17 protein-coding genes are annotated in these 20,888 nt (G+C 63.6%); 5 read left to right on the top strand and 12 right to left on the bottom strand.

The features are described 5' to 3' along the window. Nucleotides 1-11 precede the first annotated feature (11 nt). Nucleotides 12-1,034, bottom strand: a complete 1,023-nt coding sequence (gene senB, locus EPN59_RS07585) for a selenoneine biosynthesis selenosugar synthase SenB (RefSeq protein ID WP_293034493.1) — start codon at nucleotides 1,032-1,034, stop codon at nucleotides 12-14. Here senB and EPN59_RS07580 point away from each other — a divergent pair. Further along, nucleotides 1,033-2,286 (top strand): SUMF1/EgtB/PvdO family nonheme iron enzyme, encoded by a 1,254-nt coding sequence (locus EPN59_RS07580; protein ID WP_293034494.1) that lies wholly within the window; start codon nucleotides 1,033-1,035, stop codon nucleotides 2,284-2,286. The two genes, senB and EPN59_RS07580, sit on opposite strands and share 2 nt — an antisense overlap. Nucleotides 2,287-2,373: 87 nt before the next feature. Then, nucleotides 2,374-2,877, top strand: a complete 504-nt coding sequence (locus EPN59_RS07575) for an isoprenylcysteine carboxylmethyltransferase family protein (protein ID WP_293034495.1) — start codon at nucleotides 2,374-2,376, stop codon at nucleotides 2,875-2,877. 13 nt (nucleotides 2,878-2,890) lie between these two features. Here the strand turns inward: EPN59_RS07575 and EPN59_RS07570 are convergent, their stop codons facing one another. The 3 genes from EPN59_RS07570 to EPN59_RS07560 all read right to left on the bottom strand — a co-directional run bounded on the left by EPN59_RS07570 (nucleotide 2,891) and on the right by EPN59_RS07560 (nucleotide 4,441). Then, nucleotides 2,891-3,136 carry a hypothetical protein gene (locus EPN59_RS07570; RefSeq protein ID WP_293034496.1) on the bottom strand — a complete coding sequence of 82 codons (246 nt, stop codon included), beginning with the start codon at nucleotides 3,134-3,136 and terminating at the stop codon, nucleotides 2,891-2,893. Nucleotides 3,137-3,162: 26 nt separating this feature from the next. Beyond that, the gene (gene galU / locus EPN59_RS07565; RefSeq protein ID WP_293034497.1) at nucleotides 3,163-4,050 is read right to left on the bottom strand and encodes a UTP--glucose-1-phosphate uridylyltransferase GalU; all 888 of its coding nucleotides are present in this window, start codon (nucleotides 4,048-4,050) and stop codon (nucleotides 3,163-3,165) included. Between the two features lie 247 nt (nucleotides 4,051-4,297). Then, the gene (locus tag EPN59_RS07560) at nucleotides 4,298-4,441 is read right to left on the bottom strand and encodes a hypothetical protein (RefSeq protein WP_293034498.1); all 144 of its coding nucleotides are present in this window, start codon (nucleotides 4,439-4,441) and stop codon (nucleotides 4,298-4,300) included. Between the two features lie 225 nt (nucleotides 4,442-4,666). Between EPN59_RS07560 and EPN59_RS07555 the strand changes: the two genes are divergently transcribed. Further along, a complete protein-coding gene (locus EPN59_RS07555; protein WP_293034499.1) occupies nucleotides 4,667-5,824 on the top strand; it encodes an acyltransferase in 1,158 nt (385 codons plus the stop codon). A gap of 72 nt (nucleotides 5,825-5,896) precedes the next feature. On the opposite strand, the gene EPN59_RS07550 is transcribed toward EPN59_RS07555, so the two are convergent. The 3 genes from EPN59_RS07550 to EPN59_RS07540 are packed head-to-tail and all read right to left on the bottom strand — an operon-like array spanning nucleotide 5,897 to nucleotide 12,078. Continuing rightward, nucleotides 5,897-8,395, bottom strand: coding sequence for a glycosyltransferase family 4 protein (locus tag EPN59_RS07550; protein WP_293034500.1), 2,499 nt, complete (start codon nucleotides 8,393-8,395; stop codon nucleotides 5,897-5,899). Next, nucleotides 8,392-9,858, bottom strand: a complete 1,467-nt coding sequence (locus EPN59_RS07545; RefSeq protein ID WP_293034501.1) for a flippase — start codon at nucleotides 9,856-9,858, stop codon at nucleotides 8,392-8,394. Before EPN59_RS07545 ends, EPN59_RS07550 begins: the two co-directional genes overlap by 4 nt. Before the next feature lie 33 nt (nucleotides 9,859-9,891). Continuing rightward, complete coding sequence (locus tag EPN59_RS07540; RefSeq protein WP_293034502.1) at nucleotides 9,892-12,078, bottom strand: hypothetical protein; 2,187 nt, start codon at nucleotides 12,076-12,078, stop codon at nucleotides 9,892-9,894. 415 nt (nucleotides 12,079-12,493) lie between these two features. Between EPN59_RS07540 and EPN59_RS07535 the strand changes: the two genes are divergently transcribed. Together EPN59_RS07535 and gmd are read left to right on the top strand one after the other, a co-directional pair. Beyond that, nucleotides 12,494-13,576 carry an acyltransferase gene (locus EPN59_RS07535; protein WP_293034503.1) on the top strand — a complete coding sequence of 361 codons (1,083 nt, stop codon included), beginning with the start codon at nucleotides 12,494-12,496 and terminating at the stop codon, nucleotides 13,574-13,576. A gap of 70 nt (nucleotides 13,577-13,646) precedes the next feature. Continuing rightward, nucleotides 13,647-14,690 carry a GDP-mannose 4,6-dehydratase gene (gmd, locus tag EPN59_RS07530; RefSeq protein ID WP_293034504.1) on the top strand — a complete coding sequence of 348 codons (1,044 nt, stop codon included), beginning with the start codon at nucleotides 13,647-13,649 and terminating at the stop codon, nucleotides 14,688-14,690. Nucleotides 14,691-14,758: 68 nt separating this feature from the next. Here gmd and EPN59_RS07525 read toward each other — a convergent pair whose 3' ends face one another. The 5 genes from EPN59_RS07525 to EPN59_RS07505 form a co-directional block, all read right to left on the bottom strand. Beyond that, on the bottom strand, nucleotides 14,759-15,931 hold the full coding sequence (locus EPN59_RS07525; RefSeq protein WP_293045805.1) for a glycosyltransferase family 4 protein: 1,173 nt from the start codon (nucleotides 15,929-15,931) through the stop codon (nucleotides 14,759-14,761). Nucleotides 15,932-15,977: 46 nt separating this feature from the next. Continuing rightward, nucleotides 15,978-17,198 (bottom strand): glycosyltransferase family 4 protein, encoded by a 1,221-nt coding sequence (locus EPN59_RS07520; RefSeq protein ID WP_293034223.1) that lies wholly within the window; start codon nucleotides 17,196-17,198, stop codon nucleotides 15,978-15,980. Continuing rightward, the gene (locus EPN59_RS07515) at nucleotides 17,195-18,601 is read right to left on the bottom strand and encodes a glucose-6-phosphate isomerase (protein ID WP_293034225.1); all 1,407 of its coding nucleotides are present in this window, start codon (nucleotides 18,599-18,601) and stop codon (nucleotides 17,195-17,197) included. The genes EPN59_RS07520 and EPN59_RS07515 overlap by 4 nt, the downstream gene beginning before the upstream one ends. A gap of 146 nt (nucleotides 18,602-18,747) precedes the next feature. Next, nucleotides 18,748-19,893, bottom strand: a complete 1,146-nt coding sequence (locus EPN59_RS07510) for a glycosyltransferase (RefSeq protein WP_293034222.1) — start codon at nucleotides 19,891-19,893, stop codon at nucleotides 18,748-18,750. 32 nt (nucleotides 19,894-19,925) lie between these two features. Further along, complete coding sequence (locus EPN59_RS07505) at nucleotides 19,926-20,885, bottom strand: glycosyltransferase family 2 protein (RefSeq protein WP_293045802.1); 960 nt, start codon at nucleotides 20,883-20,885, stop codon at nucleotides 19,926-19,928. Nucleotides 20,886-20,888 lie beyond the last annotated feature (3 nt).

The following is a 20,888-nucleotide window of genomic DNA, read 5'->3' as shown; positions in this document are numbered from 1 at the left end:
TACCCCAGCCGCTACCTCGAATCGATTGCAGGTCGCCCGGCCAACGCATCCTCAACGAGCGCGAGGACGTTCGCTTGCTCCCGCTCAGGCGCAAACAACGGCGCACGTCGCGCGCACTGCTGCTGCAACGTCGCCAAAAAATCACGATCGCTGCTCACCCGTTCGAGCAGCCGGGCCAGCGCCCGGTCGTCGCCAGCCGGGAAATAACCCTCGTAGTCGCGGCCCAGCATGCCGATGTTGCCGGGTATGCGGCTCGCCAGCACCGGCACGCCCGCATTCACCGCTTCGATGATCACGTTGGCCCCGCCTTCCATGATGCTCGAAATGATCATCGCCTGAGCGCTGGCAATGTGCCGCAGCGTCGCCGCGTGCGGCAGTCCCGCGTACCAGACGTAGCGCGCAACCGTGGGCCATGCCCGTGCTTGCAAGGCCTGCGCCGCGAGCCGATACTCGTCCGCAAGCGCCTGGCCGATATGAATCAGCCGGACCGGCGAATCGTCCGGCAGCCAGTCGAGCGCACGCATGGGGGTTTGCGGGTCCTTCTCCGCGCGCATATGGCCGACCAGCACGACGTCGAACGTTCGCCTTTTGCGCGTGGCGGCAACATCGTGCTGGTGCGCGGGAGCAGACTGATAGATCACACGGCATTTCGCGCGATGCGCAGCCGTCATTTCAGCGAGCCCTTCCTCCTGCAGCACGACCAGATGCGTGGCAAGATCGAGCGAGCGTCGCGCGGCTGCATCGACATGGATATCGCGATAGAGATCGGTGCCCGTCAGCACGACCACGAGCGGACGATCCCGACAGGCGTCGGCGAACCGCGCGATAGACGGCGCCGAGCGCCGGGCGTGCAGTGCAATCAGACAGTCGGGCGGCGCGTGCCGATGATCTTCCGGCGGCCATTCGGCGCCGAGCGTCACGTCGCAGGCTGTTTGCAGGAACTGGAACCAGCGGTGAGCAGTCTGCCAGTTGCCGTTGTTGGCGCTGCGCAGTGCCGGGCTGGCGATATGAATTCTGGCCATAGGAGGTCGCATGGTGTTACGGATTGATGGAGCGGCAACGCGCAGACTCGACAAATCACAGCTCGATGCAGCATTTGCCGAGGCTCATCGGCAAACATGGTCGATTCTCGAAAACCTGACACCCGCCCAATGGCAGGTCCCGTGCGATCCCGGCATCAATCCGCCACTGTGGGAGTACGGGCATATTGCCTGGTTTACCGAGCACTGGATACTGCGCGATCCACAACGGGGTCCGCAGGGCCGCTTCGTCGCGACCCGCCCATCGCTGCTGGCGAACGCGGACCGATGGTTCGACTCGGCGCGCATAGCCCACGACGACCGCTGGCATCTGGACCTGCCGCCGCTCGCGCAGATTATGGCCTACGTGGAGACCGTGCTGTCGCAGGTGCGCGCAAAGCTCGCGACGGTTTCGGACTCGGACGATGACCTCTATTACTTCCGCCTCGCCTTGTACCACGAGGACATGCACGCCGAAGCGCTGACCTATATGCGGCAGACGCTCGACTATGCGCCGCACGCGCCGCTCGCGATGGCGCCGCTCGAACGGCTGGCTGGCGCGCGCGACGTTGCACTGGGCCGCGAAACATTCATGATGGGCGGCGCGCGCGACGCAGGATTCGTCTTCGACAACGAAAAATGGCAGCACGCGGTCACGGTCGGCCCGGTGCAGATGGACCGCCAATGCGTGAGCAACGGCGACTATGCCGAATTCGTCGCGGCAGGCGGCTACCGGGATGAGCGCTGGTGGTCCGGTGACGGGATTGCGTGGCTCAAGCGCAGCGGGCTTGCTGCGCCGCGAAGGTGGCGCAAGGCGGAGCACACGCCGGAACGCAAATCGGAACACGAATCAGAAAACGAACCGGCGCGTGGCGGCGCGCAAAACTGGGAGCAGCGCTGGTTCGGACGATGGGAGCCGCTCGCGCTTGCGCTGCCCGTTTGCCACGTCAATGCGTACGAAGCGGAAGCTTTTTGCCGCTGGAAGGGCCGTCGCCTGCCGACCGAAGCCGAGTGGGAGTACGCCGCGTGCCACGATCTGATCGACTGGGGCGGATCGGTCTGGGAATGGACCGCCGATCCCTTCGTGCCGTACGCGGGCTTTTCAGTGGATCCTTACGCGGATTATTCTGCGCCCTGGTTTGATACGCATCGAAGCGTACGTGGTGCATCATTCGCCACATACGTCCGGATGTGCAATCCTCGCTATCGAAACTTTTACCTGCCGCACCGCAATGACGTCTTTGTGGGCTTTCGCACCTGCCGTTGAGAACGTACCGAGGTTCCCGGCGGCGCTAAAGCGAGGTCGCGCAACGACTGGCATCTGCTATGTTGCGGACATTTCGAGGAGATGCACTTGAGCGTTCTTGAGTCGAATAATTCCCGGGGATCCACCATGAAACCGCGCATTCCACCCCCTATCGTGACGTTGATCGCAGCGGCCCTCATGTGGGCGCTGCATCGCTGGGCACCGATGTCAGTCTGTTTCACCGCGCCCTGGAACCTGTTGGGCGTCCTTCCGGCGCTGGCCGGAATTGCCACTGCCGCAGCGGCCGTGAGGCGTTTTCGGCGTGCGCAAACCACCACCAATCCCCTGAACCCGAGCAAGGCTTCGCATCTCGTGACGGACGGGGTCTTCCGGTTCAGCCGCAACCCGATGTATCTCGGGCTCACGTTGTTCCTGACCGGCTGGGCGATCTGGCTCGGCACCGCCAGCCCGTGGTTCATCGTGCCGCTGTTCGTGATCTTCATCACCGTCGCGCAGATTCGTCCCGAGGAACAGGCACTGGGCCAGATCTTCGGCGAGGAGTACGCCGATTACCGGCGACACGTTTCGCGCTGGATCGGCCGCGCGTCGTAACGCCTGCGTCGCTTTAAGCCGCTTGAAGCCGCTTGAAGCCGCTTGAGGCGAGCCGGTCTTGAGATTGGCTAAAAAGAAACCTCAATATTGAACGCCGCGCGTGCACACTGCTTTTCAGCAGCATTTCCAGCGTGATGCCCACGCGTATTTTGTGCCGTGAGGCGCGCAAAAAACGCACGGTTGTGCGCGCAAGCGTGCGGCGCGCGAGGTTTTTTGCCTGCTGCCGGAGTTGGCAGCAGGCGATTTCAAGCGGTTTCAAGCGGTTTTAGTGGCTCCAGCGTCGCTTCAAGCAGCGGCCAGCGTCACAGGCAGGTGATTCTGCAAATACGCTTCGAACTCGTCCCGCACCTCCGGGTGGCGCAACGCAAACTCCACCGTGGCCTTCAGATAACCGAGCTTGCTGCCGCAGTCGAAACGCGTGCCGGTATAGCGATACGCAAGCACCTGCTCATCGGTGAGCAGCGACTGCAGCGCGTCGGTCAGTTGCAACTCGCCGCCCGCGCCGGGCTTGAGCGCGCGCAGATGATCGAAGATCGTCGGCATCAGCACGTAGCGGCCCACCACGCCGAGATTCGACGGCGCGACTTCGGGCACGGGTTTTTCGACGATGCCCGAGAGCTTGAACACGTCTTCCTCCCACTCGCGTCCGTCGACAACGCCATATGACGCACTGTTCTCGCGTGCAATCGTTTCGACGCCTACAACGGAGCTGTGATAGTGGTTGAACACGTTCACGAGCTGCTTCATGACCGGCGTGGGGCTGTAAAGCAGATCGTCGGCGAGAATCACGGCGAACGGGCCGTCACCCACGAGTTTTTCGGCGCACAGCACCGCGTGGCCAAGCCCGAGCGCCTCGGCCTGGCGAACGTAGAAGCAATCGACATTGCCCGGCTTGATGCTGCGAACGAGATCGAGCAGCTTGTCCTTGCGGCGCGCCTCGAGTTCGGCCTCGATCTCGTACGACTTGTCGAAGTGATCCTCGATCGCCCGCTTGCTGCGGCCGGTCACGAAGATCATCTCCGTGATGCCCGCGGCAATCGCCTCCTCCACTGCGTACTGGATCAGTGGCTTGTCGACGATCGGCAGCATTTCCTTGGGGCTGGCCTTGGTCGCGGGCAGAAAGCGCGTACCGAGACCCGCAACAGGAAATACCGCTTTGGTAACTTTGAGCATGGTGTTCATTCCCAGATCGATCGTTTGAATAACGGCCTCGCAGCAAGGCAAGCCCGGCGTCCCCGGTGATTGTGCTGGCGCAGCAGTTTTTATATTGAAGGGTTCGACTCCGTGCCGTTATCGGTCATAACAGGCGCACACGGAATTCGAGAAAATGAGTTCAACTGGATCAGCGGAAATTATTTCCATCGCTGCCGGATAATCGGCACGAATTTCCCGATCCATTCAGACGCATTTAGACGTGCCTCTACTCGACATCGTCGATGGTGGGCAATTTGCCCGAGCGCGCGCGAACGCGGCGGATAGGCTCGTTTCTGAGGGCCTCGCGGTACGCCGATACCGCGACGAGTATCAACAGTACGGCAACGCCAGCCAGCAAATGCAGATTCATCGAAATCTCCTGCGACCATAGACCAAAAACAGATGCTTCTACGCTAGCACCACAAATTCCACAAATAAACTCGTTTACCCCAATATCGATTTATTTATGAATTTCTCTCGTTTCGAGCGGCATTTCGAATCGTCCCGCGCGAATACATTTTGAAAATCTTTCGCATACTTTCGGTGCGCGGCGATCCCTATGATCGCGAGGTAACCTGACGAAAACTGCACACCGATGAGCGATCCCGCACTCGATACTGTTTTGCCACGAGCATCTTCCGTACCCGCCGCGCCCGCGCGTCCTGCCGCCGGTGCGCTGGCGGGCGATCACGCGATCGAAGCGCTGCGCGGCTTCGCCGCCCTGCTCGTCGCGTATTTCCACTGCCGCCAGGTCACGTGGATCGGCATGGGCGCATTCCATACGTCCCACGCGAGCCTCGCCAACCCCGGCACGATTGCCGCCTGGCTCACGCTGCCGGTCGCATGGGGATCGGCGGGCGTGCCGATTTTCTTCGTCATCAGCGGCTATTGCATCCATCGCAGCGGCGCCGCAAGGCTCGCCGCGAATCCGGATTTCCGGCTCGACGCCCGTCAATTCTGGCTGCGTCGTTTCGTGCGCATCTATCCTGTTCTGCTCGCCGCGCTGTTGCTCACGTTCGCGGCCGATTCGATCAGCCTCACGCTCGCGCCGGTCAGCCACAAGATTCTCGACATCGGGCCGCGCGCGTTTCTCGTCAATCTGTTTTCGCTGCAAGGCGTGGCGGGCAAGACGTACGGCTCCAACGGCGCGTTGTGGACGCTTTCGCTCGAAGTGCAGTTCTATCTGCTCTATCCGCTCGTTTTCGCGCTGCGCCGCCGCCTGGGTCTCGGCGCGGTCGTCACGGCCATTGCGGCCCTCAACGTCGTATCGGCGCTCACGCTCCAGCGGCACGACCTGATCTTTTTCACGTCGTACTGGTTTTCGTGGATGCTCGGCGTGTGGGTTGCCGAAGCGCGTGTGCGTGGGTCAACCGGGTTTGCGTTCGCCTATGCCGCCGCTGCGTTTTTCGCGGTGGCTGGCTGCGTCGCGTTTCACTTTGGGCAATACGGCGCATTTCAGCTTTGGGCCATTGCCTTCGCGTGCTATCTCGTGAAGGTTCTGTCGCGGCCCGCTGCGACAGGTGGCTTCTTGACGTCGGTGTTCGCGAAGATCGGCGATTTCAGCTACTCGCTCTACCTGATCCATCTGCCGCTTTTCGTGCTGCTCGCCTCGCTGCTGTATCGTTCGGCATTGCAGCCATCCATCTGGCCTTCGTTCGGCTTTACGCTGGCTGTATTGCCGGTGGCCTGGGTCTTTTATCGTCTCTTCGAACGTCCCGCGCAAAACATCACGAACCGGCTGCGGTCCAGGTAAAAACGCGATAAAAGCGCGTTAAAAAGCGCCCTAAAAGGCGCGGTAAAAGCAGCCGGTAAAAGCGATCCGCTTTTACCGGCTACGCGTAGCAACATCCTTCAGCACGCGCTCGACTGCCTCCACGTACTGCACCTTCCCGAAGCGCGCGCGCGCACGTTCCAGCCCCTGAGCGACGAGACGCGCGCGCAATGCCGCGTCGTCATGCAGCAAAGCCAGCGTAGCGGCCAGTTCGGCGGCGTCGCCCGGCGTGCACAGCAGGCCGCTCTCGCCGTGCTCGACAATTTCAGTCACGCCGCCGTCGCGCGAAGCCACAACCGGGCGCTCCGCCAGCAGGCCTTCCACGACAACACGGCCGAACGGCTCAGGCGTGATCGACGTGTGAGCGATGACATCGACAGCACGCATGCAGGCTGCAATGTCGTGGCGAAAGCCGAGAAAGTGCACGCGCCCGGACAGGTCATGTGCATCCACGAACGCGCGCAGTTCTGCCGCATAGGCGTCTTCGCCGAACAGCGGCGCGCCCACCAGCACGGCATGCATGCGCGTGTCGCGCCGCACCGCTTCGAGCAGGACGTGCTGCCCCTTCCAGTGCGCGAGACGGCTGAATGCGCCGACCAGGAAAGCGTCGGCGGGCAAACCTGTTTGCTCGCGCAACTGCTTTTGCTCAACATCCTTCAGCGCGATAAACGGCGCTTCATCGACGCCGTTGTGCACGACTTCGATGCGGCGCGCGTCGAACCCGGTGAGCTGCTCGAACGCTTCTGCGGACGCATGCGAATTGGCGATCACCTGCGCGAGGCCATACTTCGCGCACATCTTGATGATTGCGCGCTGTGCACGACCGAAGTGCGCCTCGCTCACGATATCGCGCAAATGCCAGACCACGGGCTTGCGCGCGAGCCGCCCGGCGAGCACGCCGATCACCATCGCTCGCTGCGTGTTGGCGTAAAGCACGTCCGCGTCGCGCGCGCGGCGGCGCGTCTCACGCACGAGCGATACGACACCGGCAAGCACGCCGAGCCTCGGCGCAGCGCCGCCATCGCGCCGCACGTTGTGCAGCGCACCCGAATCGAGCACATCGACGCGTGCGCCAGCGGCGGCAAGCGCTTCGCGAAACGGTCCGTCGTTGAACAGCAGCACTTCGATGCGCGCGCGCAGCCCCTTCACCACTTCGAGCAGCGACAGCTCCGCGCCGCCCAGCACGCCGCTCTGGTCGATGGCGAGCACGCGCGGCGCGCGAACAGCGGCGTGAGCCTGTTCGCCACACGCGGGCGCCACACGCGCGACCTCGCGCATCACAATTTCCGGCACGGCTTGCGCCACGCGCGCAAACAGTTGCTCGCGAAACTGCGCGGTCGAAAACCGCATGGCATTCGCCCGGCAGTCCTCGGCGCGAAAACGGCCCGGCTCGCGCTCGAACGCATCGACAGCAGCGATGATCGCCTCGGCACGCTGTTCCGCGAAAAAGAGGCCCGTGGGCCGCACCCTACCGGACGCGATGTCGCGCACCGTTTCCAGTGCGCCGCCCTTGCCGTAGGCGATGACGGGCGTGCCGCACGCCTGCGCCTCGACAACCGAAATGCCGAAATCCTCCTCCGCGGCGAACACGAAAGCCTTTGCACGCTGCATGCGCTCGCGCAGCACGGCAAACGACTGATAGCCCATGATCTCCACGTTCGGCGCGGCCTTCGCGCGCACCTTGCCCATGTCCGGTCCATCGCCGATCACCACGAGCCTGCGTTCCGGCATACGCGCAAACGCCTCGACGATCAGATCGATCTTCTTGTACGGCACGAGCCGCGACGCGGTCAGATAGAAATCTTCCTTCTGCGTTTCGAGTTCGAACGCATCGATATCGACGGGTGGATACACAACCTGCGCTTCGCGCTGATACACCTTGCGAATGCGCCGCGCAATGAACTGCGAATTGGCGACGAACTGATCGACGGAATTCGCCGTGCGCACGTCCCAGTTTCGGATGTAGTGAAGGATGAGCCGCGCCAACGCCGATTTCGGCCCGCGCGTCAGATTCGATTCGTTCAGGTACTGATGCTGAAGGTCCCACGCGTAGCGGATCGGCGAATGAACATAGCTCAGGTGAAACTGGTCCGGGCCAGTCAGCACGCCCTTCGCCACCGCATGGCTGCTCGAAATCACGACGTCGTAGGCCGACACGTCGAGTTGCTCGATGGCGAGCGGCATCAGCGGCAGCCACGCGCGGTATTTCTCGCGTGCGAACGGCAGCTTCTGGATAAACGACGTCGTAACCGGCTTGCCGTGCAAGAACGCACGATCCTTCTCATCGACAAAATCGACCACGGCGAAGAGATCCGCCTCGGGAAAACACGCAATGATCTGTTCCAGCACGCGTTCCGCGCCTGCGTAAGTGACGAGCCAGTCGTGCACGATCGCCACGCGCGGCGCGCGCCTGAGCGGCGCTGGCCGCAGTGCGGTCACAGGCGCTGTCACAAGCGCGGCCTCGCCGCGTTTCGATGGAGACATCTCGCGCCGGATAGCGGGCGCTGCGACGCGTCCGGACGGCGCCGCTTCGTCAATCAGTTCGTGACTCATGCGCTTTTCCGTGAATTCAAACGAAACAGAAGAGAACGGGCATAGCCGCGCAGCATCGGCGTGGTCGCCACCGACCACACGACATTCGCCGCCGCCAGCACCACGCCCGCGCCAATCGCGTAAACCGCGCCCGGCAGCCACCACGCGAGCGCGAGCGCGGCCGCGAGGAAACTCAAATGCGCGAACATGTCGACCAGAATCGTGCGGGCATGAATGCGCGAGAGATACAGCAGCACCAGGTAGTCGAACAGCGCGCGCGCCAGCACCGCTGTAGCAGCGCCAGGCAAACCGGCGCGATTGATGCCGAGCCACAGCAAGCCCGCGAACAGCGGCAATTCGACGAGCCCGACGCGCGCCGTCGCCGCCGGATTGTTCTGCGCCTGGATCAACACGCGGGTAACGCTGGCCTGTCCGATCAGCCACACGGCGACAATCAGCAAGCGGCCCACGGGCGCGCCATGCTCCGCTAGCACGGGCCCGACCCACGCGTGCAGGAACGGGCCGAGCACGACAATCGCGCCGATGGCGACCGGGGTGAACACCGCGTTGAGAAACTGCAGCGACTGCGCGGCGATTTCGTCGGCATGTTCGCGGTGCAGCGCCGAAAAACGCGGAAACAGCGTGCGCACGAGCGCGTTCGGCACGAGGTTCAGGCGTGTGACGAGGTTTTGCGGCACGGTGTAGTAGGTGACGAAGCGCGCGCCGAGGCCGCCGCCGAGCATCATCCGATCGAGCGAATCGGCCACCATGGTGGTGATGCTCGATATCAGCATCCACCCGCCGAAGTTGAAGAGCGCCTTCGACGTATCGAAACGCGGCGCGCGCAGCGTGCGGATGTTCAGCACGCGCAGCGCCGAGCGCCCGAGCATCGCGCCCGCAATGAGCCGCGCGAAGACGGCGGCGGCGAGCACGGTCTGCAGGTTCGGCGCGACGGCCCACGCCGCGCCGAGCGGCAGCAACTGAAACAGGAACGTGCCGATGGTCTGGTTCGTGTTGTAGATGCCGAAGCGCTCGGCCCCGTTGATTGCGCCCGCAAACACCCACGTGACGTTCGCCAGCGGAATCGCCACGGCGAGCCACGGCAGCGCGAGATACACCTCGTGGCGCAGCTCGGCCGAAACGTGCGTGAAATACGCGGTATAGAGCGCGCCGCCCGAATAGATCAGCAGCCCGCCGATCACGCCGGTCGTGAAATTGAGCCAGAACGCGCTCCAGAACACGCGTTCGCAGGCTTCGGCGTCGCCGGACGCATGCGCCTTCGAAATCTGATTCTGTGCGGCCATGCTCATGCCGAGATCGAGCACGCTGAAATAGCCGATCAGCGTCCACACGAGCGCAATCACGCCGTAACGCTCGACGCCGAGCAGGCGGATATACGAAGGCACCGTGACCAGCGACACGAAAGTCGGCAGTACGAGACCGAGCAGATTAATCGCGACGTTACGCAGTATTCCCTTGTCCATGAAGATTCCAGTAGCGGCAGATTCGATGCTGCGTCAGGCTGGTTTCCAGCGGTACATGAGCACCTTGCCGCGCGCATCCTCTTCGACGAAAACCAGATATTCGCCATTGGGCTGCCGGTGTGCGCTGATGCCGAACGGCACGTCCACCCAGCCCGACGCGCGCCCGACTTCCGGGCCCGGCCCGAAGGCGCCGATCTCCTTCGCGCTGGTTTTGTCGTACACGTGGACGTTGCCCGCGGGCTCGACCACGAACACGTATTGCCCTTCGACAGTCAATCCAGCCGGCGTGACAGGCGGCTTCGCTTTCGGGTCCCACGGCAGGCGCAGCACGTAGCGCTGTTCCGGGTGACCGCTCGACCAGTGGTCGTAGCGCACGAGCACGCGGCCCGCCTCTTTCCAGAAACCAGGATCGTGCGGCGCATCGGCGGTGTAGCCCGTCACGTAGAGCGAATCGCTATCCGGCTCGTAGATCGCGCGATGCACTTCGGTAAACGGCGCGGGCACGTCGTACTTGTCGAGCTTGTCGTACGCGTAGATCGGGTTGCCCTTCGCGTCGAGGCCGCCGAAGCGAAAGCGCCAGATGCCCTTGTCGTCGCGTGCGCGCCAGATATCGCCCCGCGTGTCGATCCACCAGCCCCAGCCGCCGCCCAGCTTCTCGCGGCCCGTATTGCGCGTGAATTCACCCGCATCGAACGCGCCATTACCGTTCGTGTCGCGCCAGATCCAGTCGCCGCCGGGCGGTGCATTCGGCACGTGCAGCACCGGCCGCTCGCGTCCTGCGATAAAGCCCGAGGGAATCGCCGTCTCGCCGTCGTGCTGCGCATCGAAGCGATAGATCTTCAGGTGATCGGCGTACATGTCGGTCAAATAGAGGAACGTGTGTCCCTCCAGCGCGCGTGCGGTCGGCAAGCCCGGCCATTGATCGGTGTGAAAAACCGGGTCGTCGGGATAGCGGAATCGATTGGACAGGAATCCAGCGTATTGCCATTCCTGCCCTGCCGGTTTCGACAGATCGAGTTCGAAGCGCTTGTTGCCGGTATAAACACTATTCGGCCGTGACGGGTCCATCCAGGCACCGTCGACGAAGAGCAGCCCCTCCGCGATCCAGTTGCGCTTGCCCGCGGGTGTATAGCTCTCGAGCGTTGCGCCGAGACCCGCGCCGATGCTTTCGTGGCGCGGCCCGATGCCGTTGGTCGAAACGTAGATATTGCCGCGCGCATCGGTAGCGACGCCGGTCAAGCCGTTGAAACGGCCAGGGCCGGGACGCCCTGCAACGCCGGAGAAAATACCGCCACGTTCGCCGAGCGTGCCGCTTTGCGTATAGCCGCTGCCGTTGCGCGCGTAGATGAGAATCTGCTGACGCGGCCCGTTGTCCGCAATCAGAATGCGCTGCGCAGGATCCACAGCGATATCGACGGGGATCGAATCGGTCGGCAGCACAAGCGCGTCTTCAGCGAGCAATTTGCCTTGCGCGGAATAGTGCGCGACGCGCGGCGCGTGATCGCTGAGCGTGCCTGTGAGCACCCACAACGATCCGTCGCCCGCGAGCGCAATGCGCCCCGGCTCGCGAACATCCCACTGCGATTGGCGCTGCATCGTGTTGGCGTCAACCACCTCGATGCGATTCATCGCCGTGTTGCTCACGTAGAGCGTCGAATCCGATGCGGCAAGGCCGCCGATATCCGCGTGACCGCCCGTCGTGACGTCGTTGATCCTGAGAAACGCGCCTGCGAGTTGCGCGTGCGGGTTAAGCGGATCGGGTGAAGACTGGAATGCCGCAGCGTGCTTCGGATCGTCGAGCGGCCGCCGCGTAATGCCGACCCACTGATGCCCCTTCGGCGGCCAGATGCCGATACCGACAAGGTGGCCCTTTTCGTTGCCGACGCCGACAGCCGCATACAGATAGCGTTTATTGACAGCAATCGCATTGCCGCCGCTGCCGCCCCAACCGTGCGTGCCGCCCGCGAAGCCGAGCACCTTGCCGTCCTGATACGCGCTGATTTCTGCACCGCTCTCGTCCCACGGCGCATTCGTCAATACTTTGCCTTCAGGCGTAGCGGCAATTGCGGTGATATTGATCTGCGTCCACGCGCCATCGCCATATCCATACGTATTGCCAATCCACGACGAAGTCACATTCAATTGCGGCGCAGCCACTGTCTGAACCGACGACGTGCAGATACTCGCGCACAGTACGGCTAGCGCCAGCGGCCTGCGCATGCGGTGACCGGGACTCAATAACGGCAAGGCGATTCCTCCGTGGCTTCTCGGCAATCTATCCGGATCATGCCGCACAACCAGCGAGAAAAATCGCCCGTCGAAAACCGAAAATAATTCAAAAAAATTCAATGCTTCAACGTTTTCGCCCTATTCCTGCCCAATCTCTCTTAATGGGGAGAATGCGGTCAAACATGCCGCGTCGTTTGCCGAGCGGGGTGCTTTTTTCCGATCCTGACTCGCACCGGACGCGCACTGAAAATCGTTCCACCCTGTTCCGTTCGATAAGGGCCCGCCATTCGAGCTTCGGATCGCTTTCATTCTGGATTTACAAAGCGAATATATTTCGCGGTTTTTGGCCAATTAATTCTTCCTAGAATGATCCGGACTATCTGCGCATGGACCCACCGGACACCTGATGACCGTCAAGAGCCTCGCCATTGAGAACCCGCCTTCACACCGAATCGTCCAGCTCGACGGACTGCGCGCACTCGCCGTCATGGCCGTGTTCGCCCAGCATGCGTTGCGCGCGCCGCTGTGGATGGGTGTCGATCTGTTTTTCGTGCTCAGCGGTTTTCTGATTACCGGCATCCTGCTCGAACGCAAGGCGCGCGGTCAGTCGTATTTCAGCTATTTCTACGCGCGCCGCATCCGCCGCATCCTGCCGCCTTATCTGTTGCTGATGGTGGTCTCGTCGCTGCTGTTCGGCCTCGGATGGCTACGTTACTGGCCCTGGTATGCGTTCTTCGCAACGAATATCGGCGACGCGCTCGGGCAGAGCGGCCACGACAGCCTCAACATCCTCTGGTCGCTCGCCGTCGAGGAGCAGTTCTACATCTTCTGGCCCTTCGTGGTGCTGCTGTTGCCGCGACGACTGCTGGCCGTCGTGGCCATGGCGCTAATCGTGATCGTGCCTGTGTTGCGCGCCATCGCCACGCCGTGGTTCGACTCGTTCTGGCCGATCTACTATCTCACGCCGTTCCGCATGGATCTGCTCGCTGCGGGCGCACTGCTTGCGATCTTCGTGCAGCACGATCGCGACGCGCTCGAACGCTTCAAAGTGCCCGCCGCGATTTTCTTTTTCGCCGCACTCGCCGTGCTCGCGTGGCTGCATCTGCATTACCCGCGCTTTCGCGCTGCCAATACGCCGCTTTCGAACGCGATGCTCTATAGCGTTTCGCTTGTGCTCTGTACGTCGTTCGTCGTCGTTGCGCTGCAATCGAAAGGCATCGTGCGGCGTGCGCTGTCGAATCCCGTGCTCGTTTATCTCGGCACGATCAGCTACACGATCTACCTCATTCACCTCACGCTCCTGTACGCCGTGTGGCGGCTCGGGCATGGACGCATGGAGAGCGCCGTTATCGCGCTCGCGCTAACGCTCGTCTATGCGAGCGCCAGCTGGTTCCTTTTCGAAAAGCGCCTGACGCGCGGTCCGCGCGCAGCGCACACCGCGCAGCCGCACGCCACGGCCATGGCGCGCGCTTCGGGCACACGGTCCTGATCCATCACCGATCTGAGTCACAACAGGATTCACCATCGGACTCACTATCACCTCACGCAAGGGACATCCCATGAATGCACCACGCAAAGCCGTTATCACCGGCGTATCCGGCCAGGACGGCGCCTACCTGACCCGCCTGCTGCTCGACAAGGGCTATCGCGTCACCGGCACGTATCGCCGCACGAGTTCCACCAATTTCTGGCGCATGGGCGAACTCGGCGTGCTCGACCATCCCGCACTCGAACTCGTCGAGCACGATCTCACCGATTCGGGCTCCACGCTGCGGCTCATCGAGCATTCGTGTGCAGACGAGGTCTACAACCTCGCGGCGCAAAGCTTCGTCGGCGTGTCGTTCGACCAGCCTGTCACGACCGCCGAAGCCACCGGCATCGGCGCGCTGAATCTGCTGGAAGCGATCCGCATGATCGATCCCGACATTCGTTTCTATCAGGCCTCCACGTCCGAGATGTTCGGCAAGGTGCGTGCCGTGCCGCAGAACGAAGAAACGCCGTTCTACCCGCGCAGCCCGTACGGCACCGCCAAGCTGTTCGCGCACTGGTCGACGGTCAACTATCGCGAGTCGTACGACATCTTTGCGACGAGCGGCATTCTCTTCAATCACGAATCGCCGCTGCGCGGCCACGAATTCGTGACGCGCAAGATCACGAACGCTGTCGCCAGAATCAAGCTCGGCAAACAGGCCACGCTCGAACTGGGCAACCTCAGCGCCAAACGCGACTGGGGCTTCGCGGCGGAGTATGTCGAGGGTATGTGGCGCATGGTCCAGGCCGAGCGCCCCGACACCTACGTGCTCGCCACGGGCCGCACGGAAACCGTCCGCGACTTCGTGACGATGGCGTTCGCCGCCGCCGGCATTCAACTCGAATGGTCGGGCCGCGACGAACGCGAAACGGCCGTCGACATTTCCACGGGACGCCAGCTCGTGCGCGTGAATCCGCGCTTCTATCGCCCCGCCGAGGTCGATCTGCTGATCGGCAACGCGAGCAAGGCGCGCGAGGAACTCGGCTGGGAAGCCCGCACCTCGCTCGAACAGTTGTGCCAGATGATGGTGGCGGCCGACCTCGCGCGCAATGAGCGCCCTGAAACGTTTTGATGCAGGCGCAACGATAGACACACGCGCGCCGAAGAATGTCGAAAGGGGCACAGCGTGCCCCTTTTCCCTTACTGCACGCCGCTATTCGCTGCGGCTATCGCCTCCGCATAGACTTCTGCCACCCGCTTCGCGACGACCGCGTTATCGAAATGATTGCGCGCGTACTCGCGGCAAGCCTGCGCATCGGGCAGTTTCAGCCTGCCTGAGAGCGCAGCGTCGATGCCGTCCGCAATGGCGTCCGCACCCGTCGCGGGCAAAACGAGATCCTGCGAGAGACCCGCCACTGCTTCCGGCAGCCCGCCCACCGGCGTCACGAGCACGGGCGTACCCGCCGCGAGCGATTCGACCGTGATCAGGCCGAATCCTTCGAGCGCGACCGTGGGCACGACGCTCAACGTTGCGGCGCGATAGAGCGAGGGCAAATGCGCATCGGGCACAAAACCGAGCAGCTTCACGTTGTCGGCAAGACCCGCATCGTTGATGCGCTGCTGCAGTTCCGCTTCGAGCCGTCCGCGCCCGGCGATCAGCAGCAGCACGTCGGGATGACGCGGCTTGAGCTGCCTGACCGCATCGATCAGGTCTTCGAGACCCATGCGGCGCACGAGCCGGCGCACTGCGAGCACGATCGGCCGCCCCTGCGGCAGTTGCAGCCTGAGCCGCGCTTCGGCGGGCGTGCAAGGCGGATCGAACTGCGCGGTGTCCACGCAGCCCGGCACCACGCGCACGCGCTCCGGCGAGATCGCATAGCGCTTCGTGAGGATGTCACCGAACGCGCGCGACAGCACGATGAGCCGCGACGAGCGCTCATACACGGACTGCTCCAGATGGTGTTTGATGCGCTGGCTCAAGGTCGCTGCGCCCTCAACGAAGCTCTCGTCGGCCCAGGGTCCCTGGAAGTGCGAGACCTGCGGAATGCCGCGCGTCACGTCGAGGCCCGGAAACGTGTAGAGCGCGAAGTGCGACGAAATCACATCGGGCCGATGCCGCCGGATTTCGCGCCGCAGCGCCTGGCGCGCGGACATGAGGCGCAGCGGCAGCGCACGCGAGGCAGAGCCGAAACCGTGAATCGCCCCGCCGCTATCCTGCTCGACTTTCGGCGAACCGGCCACGACGCCGCGAACGTGGACGCCAGCCCCGGGCAGTGCGCCCACGAGCGAGTAATACATGCGGTCGAGTCCGCCGGCACGCTCGGGAAACCAGTGCATGCCGATCTGCAGCGAATGGATGGATTGAGTCGTCATTACGTGTTTCCTTTCCTTGTTCTGCCCGATTGCTTGAATGCGGTATTCAGGGCGTTTCTTCGAACTGCAGCGAATGCGCGCCCGGCATTGCGGCATGGGTGAGGTCGTGCGCATCGCGGTGCGCGACATCGCTCGCGTCGCCCGCAATCTGCCGGTACAGCGCGATGTATTGCGCGGCCATGCGCGCCCAGCCGAACGACATCGCAAGCCGCGCCGCGGCTTCGCCCATCGCATGCCGTCGCGGCGTGTCGTCGGCGAGTTGCCCCACCGCACGCGCGAGCGCGGCAACATCGTCGGGATCGTCGAGTACGATGCCGCAATCCGGCGTGATGATTTCCGCGCCGCCCGCCGTGCGCGCCGTCACGACAGGCAGACCGGCCGCCATCGCCTCCAGCAGCGAGAGGCTCATCGCTTCGTAGCGCGACGGGAAAACATAGGCATCGACGGAACGCATCAGCGTCGGCATTTCGCGCACGAGGCCGAGAAAATGCACGCGTGACGCGATGCCCAGTTCACGCGCCATTGCGGGATATGGGCTGCCCGGCAGATAACCGGCCACCGTGAGATGCACGTGCTCCGGCAAGGCCTTCAACGCATGCAGCACCGTGCCGAGATTTTTGCGCGGCGTGCGCAGGTCGCCGACGAAGAGCAACAGGAAAGCGTCGGCGGGCAGATCGAACTTCAAGCGGTCGGCGCTGGCCGTGGCGAAAGTTTGCGTGTCGACGCCGTTATAAATCACATCGAGCCGCTCGACGGGATTGCCGCCCGACACACGAATCTCGTCGGCCACCTTGCGCGATACGGCCGCAATCACGCGCGAACGGCGATACGCCCAGCGCTCGAGCACCGCATTCGCACGCGTGTAGACGAACTGGTAGGCGGACCACACGCCACGCGTGAGGCCGAACGGGTAGTACTCGCTGCGCGCCCAGCCGCCGTGCACGAAGTGGGCCGTATTGACATCGGCGCGCGCCCACGTAATGAAACCATTCACATGCAGGACATCGTATTCGGCGCGATGCTGGCGCAGCCACAGCGCGCTCTTCAGCGCGAATACCTGTTGACGCAACAGATTGGTCGGCCATGCGCGCGACGGTTGCACGCGCACCCACGTCACCAACGGATGCGCGAGCAGTTCGGGCGCGACGTGCGATGCGATGAGCGTGACGGCGAACCCCTCCTCCAGCGCCGCGCGCGCGATCTCGTGATTGACGCGCCCCTGGCCGTCGTTATGACGCACGACGTGCGTGACGATTGCGACTCTCAATCGATGACCTCCGTAAAGAGGGTCTCGCGCCGGGTCAGCTTGTGCCAGTGCCCCGCGCTGAGTATGGAAAACACGCTGGAAAACAGCAGCAGGCCACCTGTGCCGACCAGCGAATTGGTGAACACGAGCATCGCGAAGATCGACAATGCGAGACTCAGGCACGCGCACACGTAACGGTCTTCAGGCATGCGCAGCGCGACGCGCACCGCGCGCGCCAGCAGCCACAACACACCCGACATGTACAGCAGCGTGCCAGGCCAGCCAAGCACGAACGGAATGTTCATCACGCCGCTGTCGAAGCTGCCGTACTTGCCGAGCTGGCCGTTGTTGCTCGATAGCTTCGTCGAGGCCCCCGTTGCACCGAGGCCTTCGCCGGTGACATCGGTAAACGCGGTCTTCGCGAAGTCTGCGTAGAACTGGTTGCGCGCTTCGTAGCTCTGGTCGTTGCTGAGGTTCGCGAGCGTATTGAGGCGCTGCTGCATACGGTCCGCCACGGGGCCCACGGTCAGCAGCGGCACGCACACGCCCGCAAGAACGACTGCGCTAATGATGATTCGCACGCGCACGCGGTTGCTCGATTTCATCAACTGAATCAGCATCGCAATCGCCCAGCCGCCCCACGTCGAACGCACGAGCGACAGCGCGAACGCAAAGAAACCCGCCGCCGCTGCGACCCAGCGCACGCGGTGCTTCGCCGCCATCACGAATACTATCGCGCCCATCATCGCGAACGCAAACGGCCCGGACGAGTTCATCGTGCTGAACACGCGCACGCCATAGGGAACGGGGTCGCCTTGCGAATTCATGTCCGAACCGATCATCCACATCGCGTCCCACGGCGGCATCACGAAGAACTGCACGAGGCCATAAATGCCCATGACGAGCATGCCGTAGATAAACGTATTGATAATCGTGTCGCGCGACTCGGGATACTGGCGCGTGAGCACCATGATGTGAAAGCCGATCAGGAGCGGATAAAGCCAGTTCGCAAGATCGTAGACAGCGGCGGCCGGGCCGCTCGCCACCACGCCCACCACAAACGCATAGCCGATGCCGGCCAGCGCGAGCAGGAGCGGCAGGCCGCGCCGTTGCGCGAGCAACGGGTAGTAGCGCAGCAGCGAAATGCCGCTGATCATCGTGACGGCGAGCGGCGCAACCTGGATCAGGCTGGTCGGCGTGAACGCGCCCTTGCCGTAGTCGGCAAGACGCCGCACTTCCGGACTCAGAAACCACAGCCACCACATGAAGCCGATATAGCGCACCGGATTCACGAAGTAGAGCCACAGGCCCGTCATCACTGCGAGCACCGGAAACGCCACCGTGAGCACCGTGCCCTGGTGCGCGGCCACGAGCAGCGCCGTAAAGAGCCACAGCGCAAGCGGCGCCAACGTATCGCGACTCATCGCGCGACGCAGGCCGGACGGCTTGCGCGCCAGCGCGCGCGGCGGCATCGACGCCGCCATGACGGCGGGCGCAGGACCGGGAACGGGGCCGGGAATGGGACCTGGAACGGGAACAGGACGAGGCATGGCGGGCGGCAGTCGCATCGTCACATTCCTCGCGGCAGCCCGCGCGCGGCAGACGACGTTCCCGCCGCCGTGCGCGCGTACTGCGCGTCGCGTGCGAGCAGCATTTCGCGCGTGAGTTGCACGTGCTGCCCGGCAAAATGCTGGGTCGTCAGATCGCGCGTGCGCAATTGCTCGCAGGCGGCGCGAGCCTGATCGAGCGCGCGCGCCGGATTCGTTGCCAACGCATTCACCGCATCGCGCAATTGCTGCGGACTGGACGGCTCGATCCAGGAAACAGCCCGCTCGTCGAAATAATCGTCGAGTGCGCCGACTTTCGTCGCGATCATCGGCTTGCCGAGCGCGGCGGCCTCCAGCATGACGGTGATGCCGGAGGCGTGCGTGTTCTGGCGCAACGGCACGACGATCAGGTCGGCCCACGCGTAAAGCGCGTGCTGTTGCGTCAGGCCCGACACGCGCACGATCTCCACATTCGATGCGCGCGCAGAGGACGGCATGCGACGGCGCGTGGCAATGCGCACTTCATAGCGCGGGTCGTTGCCCAGCGCGCCAACGAGCGTCGTCCAGTCGCGGTCGCGATCGTTGCCGATGGCCGCGATGCGCACCGGCTCATGCGGCTGCCAGCGCGTGGGCGGGCACAGCGGAAAATCGTTGGTATTCAGGCCGTAAAGCACGCGGCGCGCTTCGCGGCCGAAATAGCGCCCGCAGAGCGCCGCGTTTTCGCTTGCCAGCGTGGTGAGCAGATCGGCGCGCGCGAGCAGCTTGCGATAAAACGCGCGGCGCAACGCACTGTAGTTCGTCCAGCGATCGAGCAGCCACACGCTCTGTGCGAGCAATAGCGGGCGCTCACCGCCCTTGCGCGCATGCATCAGCAAGAGCAGCGCCACGGCCAGATGCTCCTGCTCCGTGTGCGTCCAGATCACGTCCGATTGCAGAATCGCGCGGCGATTGCGCCATGTATGGATGAAATCGAAGCCGCACACCGTCTTCAGTGCGCGCCGCAAAAAACGCACGGGCACGCGTTCGTCGGTATCGCGCGAATAATCGAGTGCGAATTCAGGGGATTGGGCGTGATGGTAGCCGTACAGGCTGCCGATGTTCTCGCCCTTGCGATAGCGGCGCGGATCGGCGCCGTAAAACAGATGAACGTGGACTTGCGTACTACTCATTCAGGGTCCTCCGTGTAATCGTGGGCCACGCGCTATGCAAGCGCGCGGCGCGCCTCGCGTGCGCCGTTGCGCACCGCGCGCCAGCGCGCGAAGGCGTCGCCCGGCGATCCGGCGCGCAGCGCGCCGAGTCCGGCGTGCAGCAGCCCCGGATAAACATGCGTGCCGACGAGCGCATACCACCACCATGCGGTCTCGCGATGCAGCGGCGAAAGATGGCCGCGAAGAATCAGATGCAGATTGAACGCGGCGTTGCGCATGGACGCGAGCGTCTGCGCGTTGCGCGGGTCTTCGCCGGGACGCGTCGCAGGATAGTGATCGACAGCGACGAGCGGGTCGTAGACGAGCTTCCAGCCCGCGCGCTTCACGCCCATGCTGAAGGCCATGTCGTTGTGCGTCTGTGCGCCGCTGCCGCGCAAACGCGCGTCAAAACGCAGGCTGCCGATTGCCGCGCGCCGGTAGCTCATATTGGCGCCCTTGAGCAGATCGACTTCGCGCGCTTTGCCCACGCCGAGATGATGATTGCCGACAATGCGGCCCGAAGGCCGCAGCTTGCCGACCAGTTCGCGCTCGCCGTCGAGCACGCGCCCCGCTTCGTGGACCCAGTCGCGCCCGCCGAGCGCGCCCAGCTTCGGATCGGCCTCGAATGCCGCCGCAATGCGCGCGACCCAGTCGCTGCGCGGCGCGGCATCGTCGTCGGTGATCGCAATTACGTCGCCCGTCGCGGCTTCGAGCCCGCGATTGAGCGCGGCCACCTGCCCCGGCGCGTCGACTATCGCCACCTCCACGTTCAACACGCGCGGCGTTACGTGTTCGGCAAGACACGCGTGCGTCGCTTCATCGTCGGCACGTGCGACCACAACAATCTGCTCCGGCGAGCGCGCCTGACACAGCAGTGCGGACAGGCAGCGCGCCAGATCCTCGGGACGGCGATACGTCGGCACGAGTACGGTCACGCGAACGGCGCGCTCGATGCTTGAATGATGTCGATCCATGAA

Source organism: Paraburkholderia sp. (assembly GCF_004298475.1).
Taxonomy (GTDB): Bacteria; Pseudomonadota; Gammaproteobacteria; order Burkholderiales; family Burkholderiaceae; genus Paraburkholderia; species Paraburkholderia denitrificans.
The sequence above is the reverse complement of the archived record's forward strand: the minus strand, read 5'-3'. Positions and strand labels throughout refer to the sequence as shown.